Genomic DNA, 21,026 nt, shown 5'->3' with positions numbered 1-21,026 from the left:
TCGCTGCTCATGAGTGCGTACTGGCTCCTGGCCCTGATCCCGTTCCTCACCGGCCTCTCCGTGAGCGCGCAGCAGGGTATGCTGGCGATCACCGAACGCCTGCTGCGCCGCACCGCGCGCCGCGTCGAAGGCACGGTCACCGGCCACGTGGCCTCCCGCGAGGCGACGTACGCCACCCTCCACCCGGTCGTCCGCTGGACGGACGCCGACGGGGTCGAGTACGAACGTGCCGTCCCCGACACGGTCAGCGCCCACCGCATCCAGGAGGGCACCCGCGTACGCCTCCTCGTCATGCCGGGCGCCCCCGACACGGTGGGTCTGGACTCGCCGGACCGCTACAGGTCGGCGATGTTCGGCGTATGGCTGGGGGCGGTGCTGTGGGCCGGCACGCTGACCGCGGTACTGATCCGCATCGCGACGCTTTTGCCCTCTTCCTGCGGCCTCTACTGCTGAGCACCCCTGGCAAGCCCATCTCTCTTTGTTCGAACGGCGACGGCAGTACGGTGTCCCCCATGCGCCCCGACACGCCTGCCGAGTACGTCGACCACAACGCCGAAGCGGCACGCCTGGAGCGGACCGCCGGCCTCTACCCCGAGGACGCCGAGCACCTGCTGCTGCAGGCCGCGGCCCACCTCGAACTGGCCGACGACCGCTCCCGAGCCAGCACCCTCTACGACCGCCTGCTCTCCACGCCCGACTCCCTGGAGAACCCCCTCCTGGTACGCGCCCTGAAGGCGGCCAACCTCTGGGAGTACGGCCACGAGGCGGAGGCCAGAGCGATCATCGAGGGCGTCCGCGCCGCGTCCCCCCGCGACCCGGCCCCCTGGGTGATCATCGCGGAGGCCCTGGAGGCCCACGACGAGCTGGAGGCAGCGCAGGAGACGTTCACGGAAGGCGCCACCCTGCTCCTGACGGACGTAACGGACCCCCCGTACGCCACCCACCCCCTGCTCTTCGGCCGCCACCGAGTCCGCCGCATGCTGGGCATGCCCCACGACCACTGGGACACCCGAGCGGACACCCTCCACAAGGCGCCGGTCTCCTTGGACGAACTCCACGACCCCAAGCGCGTCTGGTCCCTGGGCTCGGACAACCCGGCGGAACTCCAGGCAGAGATCGCCCGCCTCCAGTCGGAACTCACGACGGCAAGGGAGGCCCTCTCCCGCCCCTTCCCGGTGGCCATACTCCACTGGCCGGCCGACGAACTGGCCGAACTGCTCGCCGCGTACCCGTCGTTGGAGTCGGAGTACCCGTCGCATGAGGAGCACCTGGCGACGATAGAGACGTCGCTGCGCGAGCTCGCGGCCTCAGGCACGGGGAACTTGGGAATCGTGCCGGGGACGGTGCCGTCGTACGAGGCGTTCGCGGCATCGGAGCTGGCGTCGCCTGCGGACGCTTCGCTGCTGCCGCAGTATGCGACGACGCTGGCGGCGCGGGGGCGGGCTGTGGCTTGGCCGCCGGAGCGGGGGGCTGCGTGCTGGTGTGGGTCGGGGCGGGCGTACGAGGGGTGTCATGGGGGCGACGCCTGACGGGGAGGAGTTCGAGACGGGCCAAGGCCTCGTTGAGCGTGTGATCAGCGCTGCTAGATTCGTCCGCCATGCGCTCACGTGAGTTCGACCTCGACTTTCGCGACCGGGCCAGTCGCACACGCTCCTGGGGCATCGCACTGTTGTCCCTCGCGGCGCTCCTCTGGACCTGGTGTTTCTGGTTGCTACTCACGCCGTACGAGGTCGCCGAGGAGCCCGACGACCAGTTCCCCGAGGAGTGCGAATCACGGTTGTTCACGGAGCGCGGCACAGCCAACGAGGGCCTATTCAGGGAGGATTGGTGCCAGAACGAACGTGACTGGCCCGAGGCCCTGGCCGTCCTCGGCCTTTCCATCCCAGTGTCGATCGTCGGCGTGGCCCTCTTCACGAACGGCACCGTGTCCCTCCGAATGAGCGCCCACGCCCAGGCAATGCGCGAGCTGGACAGGCTTGCGGACGCGCGCAAGACCTAGCCCGTACGGCCGCCTGCTACATACGACGCCTCGTGAAGACACTCACCCAGCAGCACGCAGCACCGTGACCACCACCGTGTCGAGAAGCACGACGCCCCCGAACCACAGGGCCAGGCCGCGATGCCCGATCGACGCCAACGCGACGACAGCCGCTCCAAACACCAACGCCTTCACCGCGAGCACCCCCACCAGAGGCAGAGCGAACGAGGCCTGGGGCGCGGCAAACGCCCCCCAGATCACAGCGGCAAGCAGCGGAGCACCGAGACCCAGGGCTACGGACGCCAGCCGGGAGACCGGCCGAGTGAACCCCCACCAAGCCAGGGCCACGAGCGCCGCCAGTTCCAGAACGAAGGCGAGACCCTCGGCGGCCCAGCCGAGCGGTGCGGGGATGGTCATGGTGTGTGGCCTCCCGTGGTTGCCACCGGTCAGGTCACCCGGGGGCCGGAGATCGCTTGGAAACGATCAAACTTCAGTGCAGCACCTTCGACTGTCAGTAGTTGCTGTTAGAACAGAACACTATCGGGGTGAGCAATCGAGGGAGCATCAGTGGCGGAACCGGGGGACCTGACGCAGCCAGTCGCTGGCGTCTACGAGCAGCTCATTACGCGCAGCTTGCACGGGGAGATAGAGCGCCTCGAAGCGGCAGGTTGGAAGGCTATTGACGCGGAAGTCAGCGCAGAATCGTCTCCGCACGTGTTGGCTCGCTACGTCGGTGAAGCCGTCGGACGCAGGCTGAGTCAGCTTCCCCACGACAAGCAGGTCGCCGTCGCGAACCAGATTCTGGAGTCGCTGGCCGCGAGTGCGCCTGACCCGGACGACACCGTCGGCGCCATCGTCGACGGTCCACGACAGCTCCTGACCCTCGCAGAGCGGGAAGCTCCGGGGGTCTACGCGCTGCGCCCTCTGACGCCCCTCTCGGAAACGTCACTGATCACCAACTCCTCGGACGACCCGAGCCTGGGCGCGGAGTTGAGGGCCGAGCTCGCCACCGCAGACCGCATCGACCTGCTCTGCGCCTTCGTGAAGTGGTACGGCATTCGCGTCCTCGAGGATTCGCTGCGCGCCGCGAAGGAGAGGGGCGTGCCGATCCGGGTCATCACGACGACCTACATCGGCGCCACCGATCGGCTCGCACTCGACCGCCTTGTTCGCGACTTCGGCGCCGAGGTAAAGGTCAACTACGAGATCCGCTCCACGCGACTACACGCCAAGGCATGGCTGTTCAGGCGCAACAGCGGCTTCGACACCGCGTACGTCGGCAGCTCGAACCTGTCCAAGGCCGCGCTCCTCGACGGCCTGGAGTGGAACGTACGACTGTCATCGGTCGCCACCCCCGCGGTGCTCGACAAGTTCGAGGCCACCTTCGACGCGTACTGGAACGACAGCGCCTTCGAGTCGTACGACCCCGACGACGATGGCGAGCGTCTCGATCGAGCCCTGGCGCAGGCGGGCGGCTCCGGCTCCCCGAGCGACTTGAAGATCAACCTTTCCGGGCTTGAGGTGCGTCCCTTCCCTCACCAGCGGGACATGCTCGAGCGTCTCCGCGTAGAGCGCGAAATCCGCGGCCGAAACCGCAACCTCCTGGTCGCTGCCACCGGTACCGGCAAAACGGTAATGGCGGCCCTGGACTATCGATCACTACGCAGAAAGTTCGGCAACGGAAACCCGAGGCTGCTGTTCGTCGCCCACCGCAAGGAGATCCTCAAGCAGTCCCTGCGTACGTACCGCGAAGTACTCGACGACGCATCCTTCGGGGAGCTACTCCACAGCGGCGAGGATCCACGCGCCTGGAACCACGTCTTCGCGAGCGTCCAGTCACTCAATGTCCAACGGCTGGAGCAACTCGCCCCCGACCACTTCGACTTCATCGTCATCGACGAGTTCCACCACGCCACGGCGACCACCTACCGGCGCGTCATCGACCACTTCAAGCCGAAGGAACTGCTGGGCCTCACCGCCACCCCCGAGCGCATGGACGGGCGGAATGTACAGGACGAGTTCTTCGATGGACGCATCGCAGCGGAGATGCGGCTCTGGGAGGCCCTCGAAAATGATCTGCTGTGCCCCTTCCACTACTTCGGCATCCCGGACGGCACCGACCTGACCAACGTCGGTTGGCAGAAGGGCACTTACGCAGACCGCGACCTCGACAACGTCTACACGGGCAACCACGCACGTGCCCGCATCGTGGTCAAACAGATCCGGGACAAGATCTCCGACCCAGGCGCCATGCGCGCCCTGGGCTTCTGTGTGACCAAGAAGCACGCGCACTTCATGGCCGACTTCTTCCAGAAGGCCGGGTTCCGGGCAGTAGCGCTCGACAGCGACTCGCCGGCTGCCGTACGAGCACAGGCGCTGGCTGACCTACGCGACGGAAAGCTTCAAGTGATCTTCTCCGTCGACCTGTTCAACGAAGGCCTCGACATCCCTGACGTCGACACTCTGCTCCTGCTGCGCCCTACGAATAGCGCCACGGTCTTTCTCCAGCAGCTGGGCCGGGGACTACGCCGCACGGACACGAAGCCAGTACTCACCGTCTTGGACTTCATCGGCCACCACCGGGCGGAGTTCCGCTTCGAGGAGCAGTTCCGGGCCCTGACGAATCTCTCCCGCAACCGCCTCGTCGACCACATCGAGCGTGACTTCCCCCAGCTTCCCTCCGGCTGCCAGATCATCCTGGAAGGCGTCTCGAAGGACCTCGTCCTCGACAACATCCGCACCCAACTGGGTGCCACCATCAAGACCTTGGTGAACGAAGCCAAGGCATACAGCACACCGCGCCTTGCGGACTACCTCCGCGAGAGCCGCCGCGAAATCAAGGAGCTCTACAAGAGCGACAACTCGTGGACAACGGTCCTCCGCAAGGCAGGCCTGGTCGAAGACCCGGCGCCGCCAGGAGAAGCAGCACTCCTCAAGCGTGTCCACGCGTTCTTGCACGTAGACGACCCCGAGCGCGCCCAGGCCTACCTCCGCCTTCTCGCCGACGACGCTCCCGCGTACGAGACTCTGGCTCCGACTGACCAGACGTACGCCCGCATGCTCTTCTTCAACCTGTGGGACAACGCCGGAGGTTTCACCACCTTCCAGCAAGGCCTCGAATCGCTGCGCTCCCAACCGGTGTTCCGAGATGAGCTTCGGCAGGCGCTGTCGTATGTCATCGAGCAGGCCGATCACTTCCCGATCCCTCTGTCCGCACCCCACGCCCACGTCCCTTTGAAGGTCCACAGCGCCTACAACCGCTCGGAGATACTGGCCGCTCTCGGCGTGGCCCGCTTCGGTGGCCAGATGCCTCGGTCTTTTGCCCAGGGCGTCCAGTGGGTCGACGACCTCCAGACCGACGCTCTGCTCATCACGCTGGAGAAGAACGAGAAGGACTTCTCCCCCACCGTCCGCTACAAGGACTACGCACTGAGCCCCACGCTCTTCCACTGGGAATCGCAGAACGCCACCGCAGAAAGTTCCCGTACGGGCCTGCGCTACCAGCATCACGTCCAACAGGGCAGCCACGTCCTCCTGTTCATGCGCCGCTACAAGAACAACGACATCGGCAAGTCCCAGCCTTGGATGCTCCTGGGCCCGGCCACGTACGTGGAGCACAGGGGCAGCAAGCCGATGGCGATCACATGGCGGCTGCAGCACGAGCTTCCGGCTGACGTGTGGACGTATTCGGCCATCAGCGCAAGCTAGTTGACCACACCTGATGTCAGAGTGATCGGTTAACGTCAGAGTATGGACTTAGCTTCGATCAGACCTGGGCTACTGACCACGCGCGAGGAGATGAAGGAGGTCTTCGGTGGAGGGCCCCAGGGAGGGATCATCCCGTCCAATACCACCTCAAACATCCTCATCTACGTAGATCACGACAGTGGTAAGAAGTACGGCTACGAAGATGGCTGGCTAGAGGAAGAGGACGAGCTGGGGCCCGTGTTTGAGTACACGGGCCAGGGCACCCGCGGAGAGCAAACGTTTCTGGGGCAGAAGGGCTCCGGCAACAAGGCCGTCCTGTACCACGCCGACGCGGGAAGGTCCTTGCGAGTCTTCATGGCAGCAGGGAGAGTTCCTGGCTCCAAGTCCGCTGCCAAACAGCAGCGATACATCGGCGAGTTCGAGTTGGACTCGAATCAGCCGTATACCGTGCGCGAGGCGAACGACGAGAAGGGCGAACGACGTCGCATCATCGTCTTTCGCCTGCGCCCCGCCGGAGAATACGAACGCGTCGCCAAGGACGTCATCGCGCGCGCGGCAGAAACCGAGGCTCATCCAGTGGCTGCGAATGTAGCCGCCAGCAGGATGATGGAGCCCAAGTTAGTCGAGCCGAAGAGGCAGCGAGCCTCGGAGAGTAGGCGTGCGGCCCAACCAAGTCTCATCGCCGACCTCCGCCAATCAGAGCTGCGCGATCAATATCTCGACGAACTCGCGAAGCAACAGCACGATGTCTTCGCGTACCAAATCAAGATCGCAGGAACAACAACCATCCTCAAGACTGACCTCTACGACGCCACCGAGCATGAGCTGTATTCGGTGAGAGGCGAGAGCAGCCGCGAGGAAGTACGCATGGCAATTGGGCAACTCAAGGATTATGCAAGGCATATCTCACCGCGCGGGCCCAAACTGGTCGTACTTCTCCCCGAGAAGCCGCAGGACGACTTGCTGAATCTTCTCCATACGGAGCGAATTGATGCTGTCTTCCGAGACGGCGCCGGATACACGCGATCCGTGGCAAATTAGCAGCACTCAGGAGCCCTTGGAGTCATCATGGCATCATCACGGGAGCATGATTTCCTGTCAGCCACTGCTTTACGCATCATGGAAGATGCATCAAAGTCTAGGCTGTTTGGCTACACGGAAGGACAGCGCAAGCTGTTCGACTTTTCCTGCGACCTCAAGAGGGACTGGTCGAAAGTAGTGGCAGGGCAGACTCTGTGGAAGCACGGCGGGGATGGCATAGACAAGGATATAAGGACGTTCCTCAACGAGGAAGATATCCATGCGGCAGTATACATCGCACGTTACGAAAGCAAGCTCCGCTCCCGATTCACCGAGGTAACCCAGTCGTACCTCAAAACTCCGATGCGAGGTCGACTGTCACGCTTACGCGTCTTCTGGGTTCCGCCAGACTTTAAAGCAAGCGACGAGGAGGCCTGCGAATCGGTCCAAAACGCTTTGAAGGAGGAGATAGCGAAGGACCTCCTCCTTCAAGTAGCCCTTGGGGGGCTCACCTCTCAGGATGCGACTCGTTTTTCGTCCTCAAAACGCCCAGGCCTCCCCATCGCCATCCTTTCATACATCAAGAAGCACGGCTATCGAAACAATAGACGAGCAGCCAAAGATCTCGACGTAAGCCTTGATGCACTCCGGTACGAGATCGAGCGACTCTTCATCATCGGATTCCTGAAAAGCGACAGCCTACAAGGCGGCAAATACCGAGTAACGGACAGCGGAAGCGCCATGCTCGATATAAGCTCACGCCTCCGGGACTATCTTCGCGGAAATCTCGGCGACGGAAACGTAAATGAGGAGTTCGAGCACATATGCAGGCTCCTCGGAATCGACTACCCGTCGATACCTACCACAACACGCCTCTTAGGCAAGGACGCTGAGGTAGACATACAAGACCCCACGGCTCTCCTGTTGCAGCACGTAGCACAAGCCGACGCAGACGGCTCCGTCGACTGGCCCGAACCCTACTTCGAGCTACCCTCGGCCTCCGAGATCTCCGCCTCGAATTGAAACTGGGCGCGATCAAGTGCTTCGTCCGCGTCGCAGCCGTGCACCCGCAGCCAGTGAAGGAGGTCCGCGATCACATCGATTGCGGCCTCCTCCGCAACAGCCACGCTCAACGTGCTCGGGGCTGCCGTGCGCGGGAGTCGAGCGGCGCCGTAGAGCCCGAGCATGGCCTCGGCTCTAGTCACGCGTGCGCCGCCGCAATGCCCGTCGGCGGATGACAACCCAGTCGCCAGCTCGCACCAGGTCACTTTCCGATCGCCACGGAGCTGGACACCCCAGCGATCGGCGATGGCGTCGACGAGGGCCATGCCGCGTCCGCCCTCCGAGTCGGAGCCGGCGTGGACGAGGGTGGGCAGCGCTCGCGTATCGGGGTCGTGAACCTCGATACGCAGGTGGGTGCCGCTCATCGACACCGCGAGCGTGGTCGGAGTGCCGAGGCCGACGTGCGTGATGACGTTGGCGACGAGTTCGCTGACGCAGAGTTGGGCGCTGTCGACGAGGCCGTGCAGGCCCCAACTCCCCAGGTGCAGCCGCATGATCCGGCGCAGAGCGGCCACTTCCTCCGGCTCGGCCGTGAAGTCCAAGTCCCACGGCTTGCGCGGCATGCACATCGTCTGGATCACACTCGCCCCTCTCACAGAGTTGTCCACGCCACACGCAGAGTGGCGATGCTCGTAAGAATGCGGGCGGCGTATCCCGTCGTGCAATGTGCACGGCGGGAATCCCACGATCGAGTGATTGGCAAGCACGCCCCTTGGCACCGAGACTGAACCCCGGTTACGAGAAGGGTGTTTGGGGATGGCAGGTTCACCGACGGCACGCCGTCGTCGCCTCTCGATCGAGCTGAAGAAGCTGCGCGAGGCGAATGCTCTGACCTGCGCCCAGGTCGGTGCGGCGCTGGACTGGAGCGGCTCCAAGGTCAACCGGATGGAGACGGGCAGCGGCAGAGTCCAGCCATCCGACATCGATGCCCTGTGTCGCTTCTACGACACCGGCGATGAGCTACGCGAGTTCCTCAAGTCCCTTGCCCGGCAGGCCAAGACGCGCGGCTGGTGGCAGGTGCACGGCTCGGGCGCCGTGCCAACGTGGTTCTCCATCTACATCGGCCTGGAGCAGGACGCCTCCACGTTCCGCCAGTACCAGTGCGAGGTGCTTCCCGGCCTCATGCAGACCCCGGCGTACGCCCGCGAACTTCACACGACGGGCGCGCACGTACGCCCCGAGGACATCGAGCGGGCAGTAAAAGTCCGCCTGGAGCGCCAGACCATGCTGACGGGACCCCAGGCCCCGGATGCGTGGTTCGTCGTCAACGAAGCTGCCCTCCGCAACGTCATCGGGGACCGGCCGTTGATGAGGGAGCAGCTTGAACGGGTCCTGGAATCATCGGAGTTGCCGAGTGTCACGGTGCAGGTCTTGCCGTTCGACTCCGGCACCTACCCGACCACGGGCTCGTTCACGATGCTCGGCTTCCCCGATCCCGAGGACCCGGATCTCGTGTACCGGGACGGCATCACCGACGCCGTGTACCTGGAAGGCGAGCATCATGTGCGTGAGTACACGAGGGCCTTCGACGGGTTGCGGGCAGCGGCCTTGAGCCCGCAGCGATCCGCCCAACTGATCAAGTCCGTAGTGAAGGAATACGCATGATGCACGCTTCAGATCCCACTCCCGACTCCCCCTCCGCCTGGTTCAAGTCCTCCTACAGCAACGGCGCGGGAGGCGAATGCGTCGAGTGCGCCTACGGCGCGGACGGCGCCCTCGTACGCGACTCCAAGAACGCCAGCGGGCCTGTGCTCGCCATCCGTGCGCACGCGTGGGAGGCCTTCGTACGGACCTTGAGGGCAGCGGAGCACGAGCGCTGACCGCAAGTTGCGGTTACGCCAGCGACCTTCGCACAGCATCAACCAGCGACTCCGCACGCACATCGTCGAAGCCACTGATGATGTGGTTCATCGCGTAGCCGAAGGCGATGCCGTGCTCCGGGTCGGCGAAGGCGAGTGAGCCGCCTCGGCCGGTGTGGCCGAAGGAGTTCGGCCCGGTCATGGGGTTGGTCTCGGTGGGCAGCATGTATCCGGAGCTGAATCGGCTCGGCATCACCATCACCTGGTCCGTGCCGCTGGCCTGCTCCTTGGTCGCCGATGCGAGGGTCTCGGGGGTGAGCAGGCGTACTCCGTCCACCTCTCCGATCAGCGCGGCGTACATCCGTGCCAGTCCGCGTGCGGTGCCGATGCCGTTGGAGGCCGGGAGCTCCGCGGCTTGTACCTCAGGCGAATTGAAGTCGATCTCGGCCGGGTCGGTGACCTGGAACGCCCTGTTGCTGAACGAGTTCGGGTCGCGCCAGGCGGCGACCATTTCGCGAAGTTCCTCGGGGATCGACTCTGGGGGCACTGTGGTGAAATCGACCTCGGGCTGCTGGTACGCCATGCGGCTGACTCGGTGGCGTTCACTCGCGGGCAACCCGATGAAGAAGTCCAGTCCCAGGGGGCCAGCGATCTCGTCGGCGAAGAAGCGGCCCGGCGTACGGCCGGACACCCGGCGGATCACCTCGCCGACCAGCCAGCTCCAGGTCCGGCCGTGATACCCGTGCGCTGTGCCTGGAGCCCAGAGGGGACGCTGAGCGGCCAGCGCGGCCACCATCGGCTGCCAGGACAACGCCTCGGCCAGCGGCACCGGTTGGTCCAGGGCGACCAGGCCGGCCTGGTGGGACAACAGCCAGCGCACCGGGATCTCCGCCTTGCCGTTCGCGGCGAACTCCGGCCAGTAGTCGGCCACCGGGGCGTCCAGGTCCAGCGCGCCGCGCTCGGCCAGCACGTGCGCCGCGGTCGCGGTTGCCCCCTTGGTCGTCGAGTAGACGAGTTGCAGAGTGTCCCGCGCCCACGGACGGTCCGTGTCAGGGTCGGCGGTGCCACCCCAGAGGTCCACCACCGGTCGGCCATCCCGGTACACGCACACCGCCGCGCCGATGTCCCCATACCGGGCGAGGTTCGCCGCGAATGCCTCGCGCACCGGCTCGAACCCGGCCTCGACTTCACCGTCGATCGTCGTCATGCCGACCATCCTGGCGTTCTGTCCGCCGGGCTCCAAGAGGGCGGGCTCGGCGCACAGTTGGTACCAATCAGGCGGTGACGTGCAGCGCCTGAAGGCGCTCACTGACTCACGGACTGAGGGTCACCCGTCCCCACCACCGCATTCATAGTTCTCCACGGCGTCGAAGGCGGGACGGTTGCGCTCGCCGTACACCGGGTCCAGGACATCGTTCGCGTTGGCGCCCGATTTCAGATTGCTCACCGAGGTATCGATCGCCTTGAGCACCGTACGGAACTCTTCGGCGATGTCCGGCGGCGCGCTCGCCTGCATCAGCTCACCCGTGTCGGCGACCAAGGCGGCCTTCCTCCGTAGCTCTTTGAAGTCCAGCGGCTCCCCTTGAATCGCCGCACCCACTTCGGCGCTGTAGGCAATGACGCTCATCTGGAAGAGCGACAGATCAAGGCAGAAGGGCGGTGTTGGCGTGGCGCTCCGGCGTGCGGTCGATGCGCTGGGCGACGGGCTGGACGAGGCCGGGGCCGATGCCGGTGGCGCAGCGTCCGGGGAACTGGAGCAGCCCGCCGTCATCAGCGCGGCGGCCATCGCGAGGATCCATCTGCGTCGGGCGGTCATGGGCGGAGAGTAGGCGGCGGAGGCCGGGAGGGGTCCCGGAGCCCCGGTCGGATGATGGTGCGCGGCTGCGGCTGAAGCGGTGGAACCGACGAGGGGAACGGCTATGCCGGTGAAGGCAGGGATGAGGCGCGTCGCCGTACTGACGACCGGAGTTGCACTGGCCGTTGGCGGCTGTTCGGCGGGCACGGACGACGGGGGCGATTCGGGGAAGTCCGCGGCAAGTGCCTCGAAGTCGGCGTCGAAGTCCGCTGGGCCGGACCGGGCGCTGGTGAAGTGGGCCGATCAGATGTGTGAGGCCACGGAGCTCTTCGAGACGATGAAGACGGACAGTGCCAACGGGGTCAAAGAGATCACGGATCCGCCCGGGGACGCGCTGGTCCCGCCCGAGGCCACCGCCTACGGCTACCTGTCGGGCACATCGACGTCCTTCGACGAGGTCGTGCGGGAACTCGGCAGGGTACGGCCCTCGGGCATCACCTCTGCGGACCGGCTGCACGACACCCTGGCCAAGGAGGTCGAGCGGGTCCAACCGGAGGTCACCGGGCTGGCCGACTCCTTCGGGTTGGAGGATTCGGTCGACCGGGCCGAACGTCTCGGCAAGTTGATCCAGTCCCTGAAGATGCCCGAACCCGACCTGCCTGCCGTGGTCGCCAAGGAGCCGAACCTCCAGGCCGCCTACCGCACGGCGCCCAACTGCGCCCCGCCCAAACCCCTGCCCAAGGCCGCGGACGGCACGGACACCTCCGCCTGCAAGGACGGGACCTGCGAGATCCTGGTGACGAAGCAGACGAACTTCGCGGTCGCCGCATGGAACCTGCGTGTGTCGCTGACGGAGACCAAGGCCACGGTGCGCAACAACGACCCTGAGGGTGCCACGGGGGAGTTCACGCTTGCCGCCGGCGGAAGCGGAACATTCGGCTCGGGCGGCGACCTACTCACCGTCCATGCCGTCGCCGTCAACGAGGACGGCGCCGTACTGAAGTTCAACTGAAGTGACACGCATACCCGACCTGCACTGTGCCAGCCACGCTGATGCCCGAGAGCGGCGTCACCTTCGAGGTGTTCTGCACGGAGCCCGGCTGTGGCGAGGACTCCGGCGCCCAGGAGGAGCAGGAAACGGCCCAGGAATGGGCGCTGAGACACACCGGCCGCACCGGTCATAGCCTGTTCCAACGCGTCGTCACCGACCACGCTCGCGTGACCCGCGAGGAACCCGAAAAGGAGCTTCTGTGAGCCTGGACCTGCGGCACTACGCCAATATCGACCTGGTGCGGCAGACGATCGTGGACATCCATGTCGAGGTCCGCCAGCGCGACTTGGGCCTCACGGGGCCCTTCTACACCGCCGAACGCTTCAACGAGCGCCTGATCAGCCACCGTTCGGAACCCGGCTGGGAAGCAGTCATCGCGTACGACGGCAGCGAGCCAGTCGGCTTCGTGTACGCCACCCCGCTCGGCCCCGACACCCGCTGGTGGACGGCCATGAGCGCCCCGCTGCCCGACGGATACACCGTCGAGACGGGCAAGCGCACCCTCGTGCTGAACGAGATCGTGGTACGGCGCCCGTGGCGCGGCACCGGCCTCGCTCACCGCATCCACGAGGAACTCCTGGCGGGCAGAGGCGAAGAGCGGGTCACACTGCTGGTCAATCCGAAGGCGGGAGACGGCAAGGTCCAAGCCGTGTACGAGCGTTGGGGATACGAGACGATCGGCGAGCAACAGCCGTTCCCCGACTCCCCCGTGTTCGCCGCGATGATGCGCGAACCGCTGCACCAGGCGTGAGCCGTATCGAGCACGGCGCGAGGGCTCAGGAGGAGCGGCGGGCCGCTGCGGCCCTCGGCAGGGGCCGTACGGAGCGCGCTGCCCGCGCCGCTACCAGTACTCGGCGGAGACAGGGCCGAGGACGGTCCAGTGGCCGTCCCCGGCCGCCCACCGTTCCAGCCATATGTCGTGTCCGAAGCCGAGCGTGTGGCTGTCCCTAGGCGGGCCGCCCACCTCGAACCAGCCCGAAAGGCCGCGCACGATCTGGCCGTTGAGGTTCTCCCCGAGCGACGAGGCCATCTCCTCCGGGTCGGACGGCGTGGTTCCGCGGCCGTCGACCCACACGGTCCTGTACACCCGGATCAGCGTCTGCGCCGCCTCGTACTCCTCCAGGGCGCCGGGCCTGTCGGGCAACCGCATGAAATACGGGCAGAACTCCGTTTCGCCCTTGACGCAGTCATCGGCCCGTACGGCGCCGGGCCCGGCCGTGCTTACGCGGTACAGGGTGATGCCGTCCGGGACCTGGCCCGGATCCTCACGCTCCGCCTTCACGCAGGTGTTGAGCAGCCAAGGGGTGTGCAGCACGGGGCCGCGGAAGCCGGCGCGGGCCAGGGCGCGCAGGTCGTCGGTGAGAGAGGAGCGCGAGCCGGAGAGATACACGGCGTCGCCGCGCCCGCCGGAGAGGGCCGAGCGGAGCTCCGGGGCGGACATCGCGCCCGGTCTTTTGATGTGCACCGCCGTCGGGGGCAGCTGCGGATCCTCCCACTCCGGGCCGGGCCTGCCCTTCCCCAGCTGCTCTGCCTCGATGGCGTCGGAGCCGTAGGCGCCGAAGACGACCAACTGCTGCGTGCGGTGCTTCTTGCCCAGGTAGGCCCGCACTTGCCAGCCCACCTCGGTGATCTGCGGGGCGACGGTCCAGTGGAAGCTGCGGCTGAGGCCGGGCGGGTTCTCCCAGCGGCAGGTCCCGACCACCGGCACCTGCGCAACGAGTTCGTCCAGGTCGGGGTCGTCCGCGATGGCCGCCACCAGCCGCGGATGGTCCCGCCGCAGCTTGTCGAGCGTCAGGCCGTCCCCCGGGGCCACGGCGACGAACTCCAGCGGCAGCCCGCCCTCTGCCTTGTTGTTGCGCAGCAGATCCCGCAGCTCGGCGAGCGCGACGCGGGCCGCACCGGCACGGTCCTGGCCGGCGTCGCGGGTGACGACCGCGATCGTGAAGGGCCCCGCCCCCTTCGCCCCGCCCGACCCGTCCGCCCCCTCCGCCCCCTCCGTGCCCTCCGTGCCCTCCGTGCCCTTCGTGCCCGACGTCTGCTGGCTGATTCCCAGAACGACGAGCACCGCGGCCACGGCGCCTGCGAGCAGATACGCCAGTACCCGACCTCGGCTCATACCGATCGACGGTACGGGCGGAACATCCGCCTCAGTAGGGTCTGTCTGGAATCAGTGCTGTTACCCGATCACCCCCGCTTACTGCACCTCAAAAGTTCCAGGTAGGCGATGTGCCTGCAGCCATGCAGCATGGTGGGCGCGCCCATCGGCGCGCCGGTTCCAGTCAGCTGCGGCACTACACCGACATCGACCTGGTGCGGCAGGCGGTCGTGGACATCCATGTCGAGGTCCGTCAGCGCGACTTGGGCCTCACCGGGCCCTTCTACTCCGCCGAGCGTTTCAATGAGCGCCTGACGGCCCACCGTTCGGAACCCGGATGGGAAGCGGTCATCGCGTACGACGCCACCGAGCCCGCAGGCTTCGCGTACGCCACCCCGCTCGGCCCCGACACCCGCTGGTGGACCGCCATGACCACCCCGCTGCCCGACGGATACACCGTCGAGACTGGCAAGCGCACCCTCGCGCTGAACGAGATCGTGGTCCGGAGCCCGTGGCGCGGCACCGGCCTCGCTCACCGCATCCACGAGGAACTCCTGGCGGGCAGAGGCGAAGAGCGGGTCACGCTGCTGGTCAACCCGAAGGCAGGAGACGGCAAAGTCCAGGCCGTGTACGAGCGTTGGGGATACGAGACGATCGGCGAGCAACAGCCGTTCCCCGACTCCCCCATGTTCGCCGCGATGATGCGCGAACCGCTGCATTGGGCGTGACCGTCAGACTCGGGCAGCGCTGGACGTAAGCGTCGCCATTCGACTCAGCGGAGACCGGATCTGATCTCCCGTGCCACAGAGCAGGCAGCGTTCGTGGTCATGCGTCGTTGATGACGCCCAAGCAGCTCGCAACGGCTGAACAGGCATGCCGGTGTGCCTAGCCGCTGCGCACCGCCTGAACGGACCTTCCCTCTTCACCCGGCAGGACCCAGGCCCAACTCATCGCCATGACTGCGGGCCGTGTCCTGCCGAATCCCATCCAGCGGCCGATTTGTGCTCAGCCGCCGCTCTTGCGTCGGAACGACCTCTGGTTCGCAGCCGGACCGTGCGCGCCGCGGATCTTTGACGCATCGGTGTTCGCAGCGATGTCGGCGGCGTCCGCCTGCATTCCGCGCTTGCGCGCCAGGGCCTCCCGAAACTTGCGCTTCAGGTCGTACTGGCCGTCATCGTCGGGCGAGAGGGCAGGGCTCTCGGCGTCAGCTGACTCCGAACCTTCTTGTGATGCAGACTCTTCTGCGGCCATGGTGACCTCCTGGTTCGGGCAGTGGAAAGCACAGCTTGTCATGCCGGACACCGCATGAGACGCCCGCGGTCGGCATCGCAACGGCCGTCGCTCGTGGCTGTCACGCAGGCGGCCAGGCAGGCCGGCCCGCACCGGCCTTGGGGAACAGCCACCGGCGCACATGGAGCAGGCACGGTGCGGGGCGCCAGGGCAGAACACCGAATATTCGATCCCGGTTGTCGGGGGCGAGTTGAGATTCCCCGCTGGCGGCCACCTGATGGGGAGCCTGGACCGTGCGCGCGCAGTCTCCTGCATCCGCCACTGAGGCGCCTCGTCATGAAGCCCCTGATCGGCATGACCACCCTCATCCTGGGAGGAAATTGACCCTCCTTTGCTGGGCTCTTGTTGAGGTTCACTGGCTGCGGCACCCCCCCCCAAGACCTCTCGAAGGAACGGCTCGGTATGCACTTCAACCCGGTCGCCGCCTCCGCGGCTCATCAGGGCGCCCGTCTCGTCAGGCTGGTGGCCGCGGCCCTGGCCTCCGCGGTGACGCTCACCTTGTTCTCGGCGGGTGCCGCGCAGGCGCATCACGGGTTCGACGACTTCGACACCGATCGCCTCTACTACGTAGCGGGTACCGTCTCGCAGGTCCGCTGGGGCGAGCCGCACTCCCACTTCACTGTGACCGTCGACGGAGACCTCCCCGCTGACACCCCCGAGCGCGATCTGCCCGAGGGACTGCGGGACGCCCCCGACAGCGACCCGATCAACGCCGCACCATCCTTCAGCGGGTCTCACGACGAGCTGGAGGTCACCATCGCGCCGCCGAGCTTCACGGGGATGTGGGGCCTGGACCGCGAACTCGAAGACGGTGAGCGGATTGAAGCCGTCGGTTACGTCGGCAGGAGTCACACCGACGAGTTCCGTCCGGTCGTGTTCTGGTACGAAGAGGGGAAGCCTGTCAACCAGGTGCTCAACGAGGAACTCCCGGCGACGCCGCTGCCGGTCCCATATCCGGAGGGCGACGCAGCGTCCGGTGACGCCGACCAGGACTCCCCGTCGGCCGCAGCGGACTCGGACTCCGAAGGCACGTCATCGACCGTGGTGTGGGCCACGCTCGGGGGCGTACTGGTCGCAGTCATCGCAGGTGGAGCCCTCTACCTGCGACGACGCTCGTCCCGGGCGTGACGGCACTCGTCATGGACAGTGTCTTCTCCTGGCTGGAGGACAGCTGGTTCGCCGAGGCCGTCCGTGGCACGGCCTACCTCTATCCGGTGCTCGAAAGCGTCCACATCATCGGCATCGCCCTCCTCATCGGCCCGGCCGCAGCATTCGATCTTCGGCTGCTGGGGCTCGGGGCGCGGACACTGCGGGTGACGACCGCGGCCTACCACCTGCTCCGCCTGTCACACCTCGGCTTCGTGATCGCGGCGGTCACCGGCGTGGCCATGTTCGTGCCTGGCGCCGGCCTCATCGCCGAGCGCGGCAGCGCTCCGTGGAAGCTCGGCCTCATCCTGCTCGCAGGCCTGAACATCCTGATCTTCCATCGGCGGACCTACCGCAATGTGGCCGACTGGGACATGGAACAGCCGACGCCTGTCGCAGCCCGGCTCGCCGCGGTCGTCTCCCTCACGTCGTGGTCGGGAGTCACGATCGCGGGCAGGCTCCTGGCCTACACCTGACGCCGCCACAGCGGCACACCGCACAGCGACCGCGACCGCCAGTCCTACTGACGCGCTCGGCCTGCTGACCGGCTCGGCCTGCTGCCGCCAACCCCGACCCATTCCGGCGGAGTTGAGCAGCGTTGTGGCTCGATAACGTGAACCCCAACCACGTGAGGAGTCAGAACGCATGAAGCCGAAAACCGTCGTCCTCTCGCTCCCGGTCGCCGACCTCGACCGGTCTCTGCGCTTCTACCGGGACGGACTCGGTCTGTCCACGGAAGGCATCGACGGAGGCGCCATCCTCTTCGAGCTGCCGAACCTGTCGCTCTTTCTGATCGAGCGCGAGGAGTACGGGACGTACACCGACCGTGCCGGTGTCGGCACTCCCGGCGCCGCCGTGCCGGGTGCGTGTGTCATCTCCTGCGCCATCGGCAGCAAGGCGGAAGTCGACGACACCCTCGCCCGAGCCGTGGCGGCGGGCGGGGCGGTTCCCAAGCCCGCGGGCACCTACGACGGGTCGTACATGGGCTACTTCACCGACACCGACGGGCACTTGTGGGAGCTGGTCTTCAACGCCCAGACCCAGTCGGCTCCAACACCGGAGTAACGCCGCAGCGCCCGGGCCCGGGGCGCTCGTAACTGCCGTGCAGCGCCCCGGTGTTGGCCGGGGGCGTAGTGGTGAAAGGTGACTCCCCGTCCTACGTTGGGGGGACGCGGACACCATGGGAGTGGCTATGACTGACGGGTCGACAGACCCTGCGCAGCGGGCGTTGTCCAAGATCGACACTTCGGCGCCGCAGTCGGCGCGGATCTGGAACTACTGGCTGGGCGGCAAGGACAACTACGAGGTAGACCGGGCGGCCGGGGACGCGTTCAAGGAGCTGTTTCCGGGGATCGAGGAGGAGGCCCGGGCCAGCAGGTACTTCCTTGTGCGGGCGGTGCGGTTTCTGGCGGGAGAGCGGGGGATCCGGCAGTTCCTCGATGTCGGGACCGGGCTGCCCACCGTGGACAACACGCATGAGGTGGCGCAGCGGGTGGCCCCCGACGCGCGGGTCGTGTACGTCGACAACGATCCGCTCGTACTGGCCCATGCCCAGGCCCTGCTCACCAGCACCACGCCCGAGGGGAGCACCCTGTACATCGACGCCGATCTGCGGGAACCGGAGCGGATCCTGGAGGCGGCCAGGGAGGCCCTGGACTTCACTCGGCCCGTCGCGTTGATGCTGATGGGCATCCTGGGGCTTGTCGAGGACCACGACGAGGCCTGCTCGATCGTCCGGCGGCTGATGGCGGGGCTGCCGTCCGGCAGTTACCTGGTGCACTACGACGGCGGCAACACCAACGAGGTCTACAACGAGGCCACGCGGCGCTACAACGAGATAAGCGGCGCTCCGTACATCCTCCGCAGCCCCGAGCAGATCGCGCGTTACTACGACGGGCTGGAGCTGGTGGAACCAGGGGTGGTCTCGTGCTCGCGGTGGCGGCTCGACTTCGCTGACGATGGCTGGGGCGGGAGCGGTGGCGGTGATGGCGACGGTGCGGGTGGGCTGCCGCCGGAGGTGAACGAGTACGGCGGTGTTGCGCGCAAGCCCTGACACCGGGGCGTACGACGGCATACGAGGACTCGAGGTCGTACGAGTCCCGAGGTCGTACGAGGTCTCCGGTGACGCGGAGTAGGCGGGGCCGGCTTGCGCGACCATTCGGCGGGCGCCGAAATCTCACCCGTCTAATGTCGGCTGCATGAAGATCTCCTCCGGCCCTGGACGCCGGCGAACAGGACCCATACCGGCGGCCGCGACTGCGACAGCGGCAGTGACTGCAGTAGCGACTGCCGCAGCTGTCATCGCCGTCGGCGGAGCCTCCGCGTGACGCCGGTCGAGATGCTCGCCGTGTTCGGCGCCGGCATGAGCGCTGGTGCCATCAATACCGTGGTCGGTTCCGGGACGCTGATCACCTTTCCCGTTCTGCTCGCCACCGGGCTGTCGCCCGTCACCGCCACCGTTTCCAACGCGCTCGGCCTCGTCCCCGGCGCCATCAGCGGCGTCATCGGCTACCGGAAGGAGCTCGTCGGACAGGGCCGACGCGTTCTGAAACTCGGCGTCGGGGCCGTGCTAGGCGGCGTCACCGGCGCCGTCCTGCTGCTGGCCCTGCCCAGCACCGCGTTCGAGACGATCGTGCCGGTGCTGGTGGGCTTCGCCCTCGTTCTCGTCGTGGTCCAGCCGCTGATCAGCAAGCGGGTCCGCCGCGACGCACCGGGCGACACCAAGCGTCGCGACGGTGGCCCGCTGCTGTTCATCGGTCTGACGCTGGCCAGCGTCTATGGCGGCTACTTCTCCGCCGCCCAGGGAATCATCTACATGTCCCTGATGGGCATCCTCCTCGACGAGAAGATGCAGCGCCTCGTCGCCGTCAAGAACGTACTGGCCGGCATCGTGAACACGGTCGCCGCCCTGTTCTTCCTCTTCGTAGCGGACTTCGACTGGACCGCCGTCGTGCTCATCGCGGCCGGTTCCGCGCTCGGCGGCCAACTCGGAGCCAAGGTGGGCCGCCGCTTCAGCCCCGCGGTGCTGCGAGCGCTGATCGTGACGATCGGAGTCGTCTCCATCGTCCAGCTACTGCTCCGCTGACGGGTCGGGTCGGATCGGGTCTCAGGCGACCGTCGCCTCGATGATCGAGTACGGAGTCGGCGTCGGTACGACCCTGTCGATGCCGACGCCGGCGGCGTTCAGCAGCGACTCGTATTCCGCCTTGGTCCGTTCCATACCGGGACCCATGCCGAGCATCGTGAGGTCGATCATCTTGGCCAGATGGGGTTCGCCGCCGTCCGGCACGATGGTCTCGATGACCAGCACCCGGGCTCCCGGCCCACCCGCCTTGGCCACCGACTGGAGCAGGCGCAGGGCAGAGGCGTCGTCCCAGTCGTGAAGGATGTAGCTGAGTACGTATACGTCCGCGGCGGGCACGCTGTCGAAGAAGTCACCGCCGACGACCTCGACCCGGCCCTCGAGCCCGCGGGCGGCGATGGTGGCCCGCGCCGCCTGCGTCACCGGGGGCAGATCGAAGACGATCCCGCGGCGGTCGGGCAGGTCCTTGATGAGTTCGACCAGCACGCTGCCGTCGGCTCCCCCGATGTCGGCGACGAGCTCGCCCGCGGGCAGCGCGTAGTCGTCGAACATGCCGGTACGAAGGCCCTTGGTGACCGAGGCCATCGCATCGCTGAACTGCTGCGACCGGTCCGGGTTTTCGGTCACCCAGTCGAAGAAGGGCTTGCCGAGGTAGTGGTCGGAGGCGGGCTCGCCCGTCTTCAGCGTGTGGAGCAGATCGCCGAAGGGGGCGTAGTGGGTCTCCATCCACATGAGTGTCGCCGCGTGCATGGAATCGGCGGCGTTGCGGGACAGCGTCGCGCCGATGGGTGCCAGGGACACCTCGTCGCCGTCGAGGGTGAACAGCCCCATCGAAGCGAGGGTGCGCAGCAGACGGCGCAAGTGCTGGACCTGGGCACCGGATCGCTCTGCCAGTTCGCTTACCGTCAGCGGGCCGCCGGCCTCGTCCAGCATCGTCGGCAGGTCCAGCTTGGCGACGACGTAGACGGCCTGGGAGACCTGAAAGCCTCCCGCCATCTGC

Annotated in this window: 24 protein-coding genes; 17 read left to right on the top strand and 7 right to left on the bottom strand. The window is 66.7% G+C overall.

All coding sequences use genetic code 11. The features are described 5' to 3' along the window. The first annotated feature begins 9 nt into the window (after window positions 1-9). The 3 genes from ACQEVY_RS29680 (at window position 10) to ACQEVY_RS29670 (ending at window position 1,999) form a co-directional block, all read left to right on the top strand. Window positions 10-453: a DUF3592 domain-containing protein gene (locus ACQEVY_RS29680; RefSeq protein WP_432952430.1), complete on the top strand. Its 444-nt coding sequence runs from the start codon at window positions 10-12 to the stop codon at window positions 451-453. A gap of 59 nt (window positions 454-512) precedes the next feature. Next, complete coding sequence (locus ACQEVY_RS29675; RefSeq protein WP_432952429.1) at window positions 513-1,529, top strand: SEC-C domain-containing protein; 1,017 nt, start codon at window positions 513-515, stop codon at window positions 1,527-1,529. A 68-nt stretch (window positions 1,530-1,597) separates the two neighbouring features. Then, a complete protein-coding gene (locus ACQEVY_RS29670) occupies window positions 1,598-1,999 on the top strand; it encodes a hypothetical protein (protein ID WP_432952428.1) in 402 nt (133 codons plus the stop codon). 42 nt (window positions 2,000-2,041) lie between these two features. Here the strand turns inward: ACQEVY_RS29670 and ACQEVY_RS29665 are convergent, their stop codons facing one another. Then, window positions 2,042-2,395, bottom strand: coding sequence for a YrdB family protein (locus tag ACQEVY_RS29665; RefSeq protein ID WP_432952427.1), 354 nt, complete (start codon window positions 2,393-2,395; stop codon window positions 2,042-2,044). A gap of 150 nt (window positions 2,396-2,545) precedes the next feature. Here ACQEVY_RS29665 and ACQEVY_RS29660 point away from each other — a divergent pair, with 150 nt between their 5' ends. From ACQEVY_RS29660 to ACQEVY_RS29650, 3 genes are read left to right on the top strand one after another with little or no spacing between them, the layout of a single operon-like run. Next, window positions 2,546-5,686 (top strand): DUF3427 domain-containing protein, encoded by a 3,141-nt coding sequence (locus ACQEVY_RS29660; RefSeq protein ID WP_432952426.1) that lies wholly within the window; start codon window positions 2,546-2,548, stop codon window positions 5,684-5,686. Between the two features lie 42 nt (window positions 5,687-5,728). Beyond that, window positions 5,729-6,727 carry a hypothetical protein gene (locus ACQEVY_RS29655; protein WP_432952425.1) on the top strand — a complete coding sequence of 333 codons (999 nt, stop codon included), beginning with the start codon at window positions 5,729-5,731 and terminating at the stop codon, window positions 6,725-6,727. Between the two features lie 27 nt (window positions 6,728-6,754). Then, on the top strand, window positions 6,755-7,729 hold the full coding sequence (locus ACQEVY_RS29650; protein WP_432952424.1) for a hypothetical protein: 975 nt from the start codon (window positions 6,755-6,757) through the stop codon (window positions 7,727-7,729). Here ACQEVY_RS29650 and ACQEVY_RS29645 read toward each other — a convergent pair. Next, a complete protein-coding gene (locus ACQEVY_RS29645) occupies window positions 7,684-8,331 on the bottom strand; it encodes an ATP-binding protein (RefSeq protein WP_432955462.1) in 648 nt (215 codons plus the stop codon). The genes ACQEVY_RS29650 and ACQEVY_RS29645 overlap by 46 nt on opposite strands. A gap of 193 nt (window positions 8,332-8,524) precedes the next feature. Between ACQEVY_RS29645 and ACQEVY_RS29640 the strand changes: the two genes are divergently transcribed. Then, on the top strand, window positions 8,525-9,373 hold the full coding sequence (locus ACQEVY_RS29640; protein ID WP_432952423.1) for a helix-turn-helix domain-containing protein: 849 nt from the start codon (window positions 8,525-8,527) through the stop codon (window positions 9,371-9,373). Then, window positions 9,370-9,588 carry a DUF397 domain-containing protein gene (locus tag ACQEVY_RS29635; RefSeq protein WP_432952422.1) on the top strand — a complete coding sequence of 73 codons (219 nt, stop codon included), beginning with the start codon at window positions 9,370-9,372 and terminating at the stop codon, window positions 9,586-9,588. Before ACQEVY_RS29640 ends, ACQEVY_RS29635 begins: the two co-directional genes overlap by 4 nt. Window positions 9,589-9,601: 13 nt before the next feature. Here the strand turns inward: ACQEVY_RS29635 and ACQEVY_RS29630 are convergent, their stop codons facing one another. Both ACQEVY_RS29630 and ACQEVY_RS29625 read right to left on the bottom strand, forming a co-directional pair. Further along, the gene (locus tag ACQEVY_RS29630) at window positions 9,602-10,774 is read right to left on the bottom strand and encodes a serine hydrolase domain-containing protein (protein ID WP_432952421.1); all 1,173 of its coding nucleotides are present in this window, start codon (window positions 10,772-10,774) and stop codon (window positions 9,602-9,604) included. A 120-nt stretch (window positions 10,775-10,894) separates the two neighbouring features. Further along, a complete protein-coding gene (locus tag ACQEVY_RS29625) occupies window positions 10,895-11,383 on the bottom strand; it encodes a hypothetical protein (protein WP_432952420.1) in 489 nt (162 codons plus the stop codon). A 103-nt stretch (window positions 11,384-11,486) separates the two neighbouring features. On the opposite strand from ACQEVY_RS29625, the gene ACQEVY_RS29620 reads away from it, so the two are divergent. Genes ACQEVY_RS29620 through ACQEVY_RS29610 form a run of 3 tightly spaced genes read left to right on the top strand, consistent with a single transcriptional unit; the run spans window position 11,487 to window position 13,164 of the window. Further along, a complete protein-coding gene (locus ACQEVY_RS29620; protein ID WP_432952419.1) occupies window positions 11,487-12,374 on the top strand; it encodes a hypothetical protein in 888 nt (295 codons plus the stop codon). Between the two features lie 41 nt (window positions 12,375-12,415). Further along, entirely contained in the window at window positions 12,416-12,616 is a 201-nt protein-coding gene (locus ACQEVY_RS29615; protein ID WP_432952418.1) for a hypothetical protein, read from the top strand. Continuing rightward, window positions 12,613-13,164 (top strand): GNAT family N-acetyltransferase, encoded by a 552-nt coding sequence (locus tag ACQEVY_RS29610; protein WP_432952417.1) that lies wholly within the window; start codon window positions 12,613-12,615, stop codon window positions 13,162-13,164. Before ACQEVY_RS29615 ends, ACQEVY_RS29610 begins: the two co-directional genes overlap by 4 nt. A gap of 90 nt (window positions 13,165-13,254) precedes the next feature. Here the strand turns inward: ACQEVY_RS29610 and ACQEVY_RS29605 are convergent, their stop codons facing one another. Next, window positions 13,255-14,529 carry a hypothetical protein gene (locus ACQEVY_RS29605; RefSeq protein ID WP_432952416.1) on the bottom strand — a complete coding sequence of 425 codons (1,275 nt, stop codon included), beginning with the start codon at window positions 14,527-14,529 and terminating at the stop codon, window positions 13,255-13,257. 122 nt (window positions 14,530-14,651) lie between these two features. Between ACQEVY_RS29605 and ACQEVY_RS29600 the strand changes: the two genes are divergently transcribed. Further along, window positions 14,652-15,236, top strand: a complete 585-nt coding sequence (locus ACQEVY_RS29600; RefSeq protein WP_432952415.1) for a GNAT family N-acetyltransferase — start codon at window positions 14,652-14,654, stop codon at window positions 15,234-15,236. A gap of 277 nt (window positions 15,237-15,513) precedes the next feature. Here the strand turns inward: ACQEVY_RS29600 and ACQEVY_RS29595 are convergent, their stop codons facing one another. After that, window positions 15,514-15,759: a DUF5302 domain-containing protein gene (locus ACQEVY_RS29595; protein ID WP_432952414.1), complete on the bottom strand. Its 246-nt coding sequence runs from the start codon at window positions 15,757-15,759 to the stop codon at window positions 15,514-15,516. A gap of 441 nt (window positions 15,760-16,200) precedes the next feature. On the opposite strand from ACQEVY_RS29595, the gene ACQEVY_RS29590 reads away from it, so the two are divergent. The 5 genes from ACQEVY_RS29590 (at window position 16,201) to ACQEVY_RS29570 (ending at window position 20,029) form a co-directional block, all read left to right on the top strand. After that, a complete protein-coding gene (locus ACQEVY_RS29590; protein WP_432952413.1) occupies window positions 16,201-16,926 on the top strand; it encodes a DUF6152 family protein in 726 nt (241 codons plus the stop codon). Further along, entirely contained in the window at window positions 16,923-17,420 is a 498-nt protein-coding gene (locus ACQEVY_RS29585) for a hypothetical protein (RefSeq protein WP_432952412.1), read from the top strand. The genes ACQEVY_RS29590 and ACQEVY_RS29585 overlap by 4 nt, the downstream gene beginning before the upstream one ends. A gap of 169 nt (window positions 17,421-17,589) precedes the next feature. Further along, entirely contained in the window at window positions 17,590-18,009 is a 420-nt protein-coding gene (locus ACQEVY_RS29580) for a VOC family protein (RefSeq protein WP_432952411.1), read from the top strand. A 127-nt stretch (window positions 18,010-18,136) separates the two neighbouring features. Further along, a complete protein-coding gene (locus ACQEVY_RS29575; protein WP_432952410.1) occupies window positions 18,137-18,997 on the top strand; it encodes an SAM-dependent methyltransferase in 861 nt (286 codons plus the stop codon). A 285-nt stretch (window positions 18,998-19,282) separates the two neighbouring features. Beyond that, window positions 19,283-20,029, top strand: coding sequence for a sulfite exporter TauE/SafE family protein (locus tag ACQEVY_RS29570; protein WP_432955460.1), 747 nt, complete (start codon window positions 19,283-19,285; stop codon window positions 20,027-20,029). Between the two features lie 21 nt (window positions 20,030-20,050). Here ACQEVY_RS29570 and ACQEVY_RS29565 read toward each other — a convergent pair whose 3' ends face one another. Continuing rightward, window positions 20,051-21,022: a methyltransferase gene (locus tag ACQEVY_RS29565; RefSeq protein ID WP_432952409.1), complete on the bottom strand. Its 972-nt coding sequence runs from the start codon at window positions 21,020-21,022 to the stop codon at window positions 20,051-20,053. Window positions 21,023-21,026: the final 4 nt, after the last annotated feature.

Origin of the sequence: Streptomyces sp. CA-288835 (assembly GCF_050936385.1) — a bacterium.
In the GTDB taxonomy this organism is placed as follows: domain Bacteria; phylum Actinomycetota; class Actinomycetes; order Streptomycetales; family Streptomycetaceae; genus Streptomyces.
Note: the sequence above shows the minus strand (reverse complement) of the source record. Positions and strands in the feature narration are given on the sequence as shown.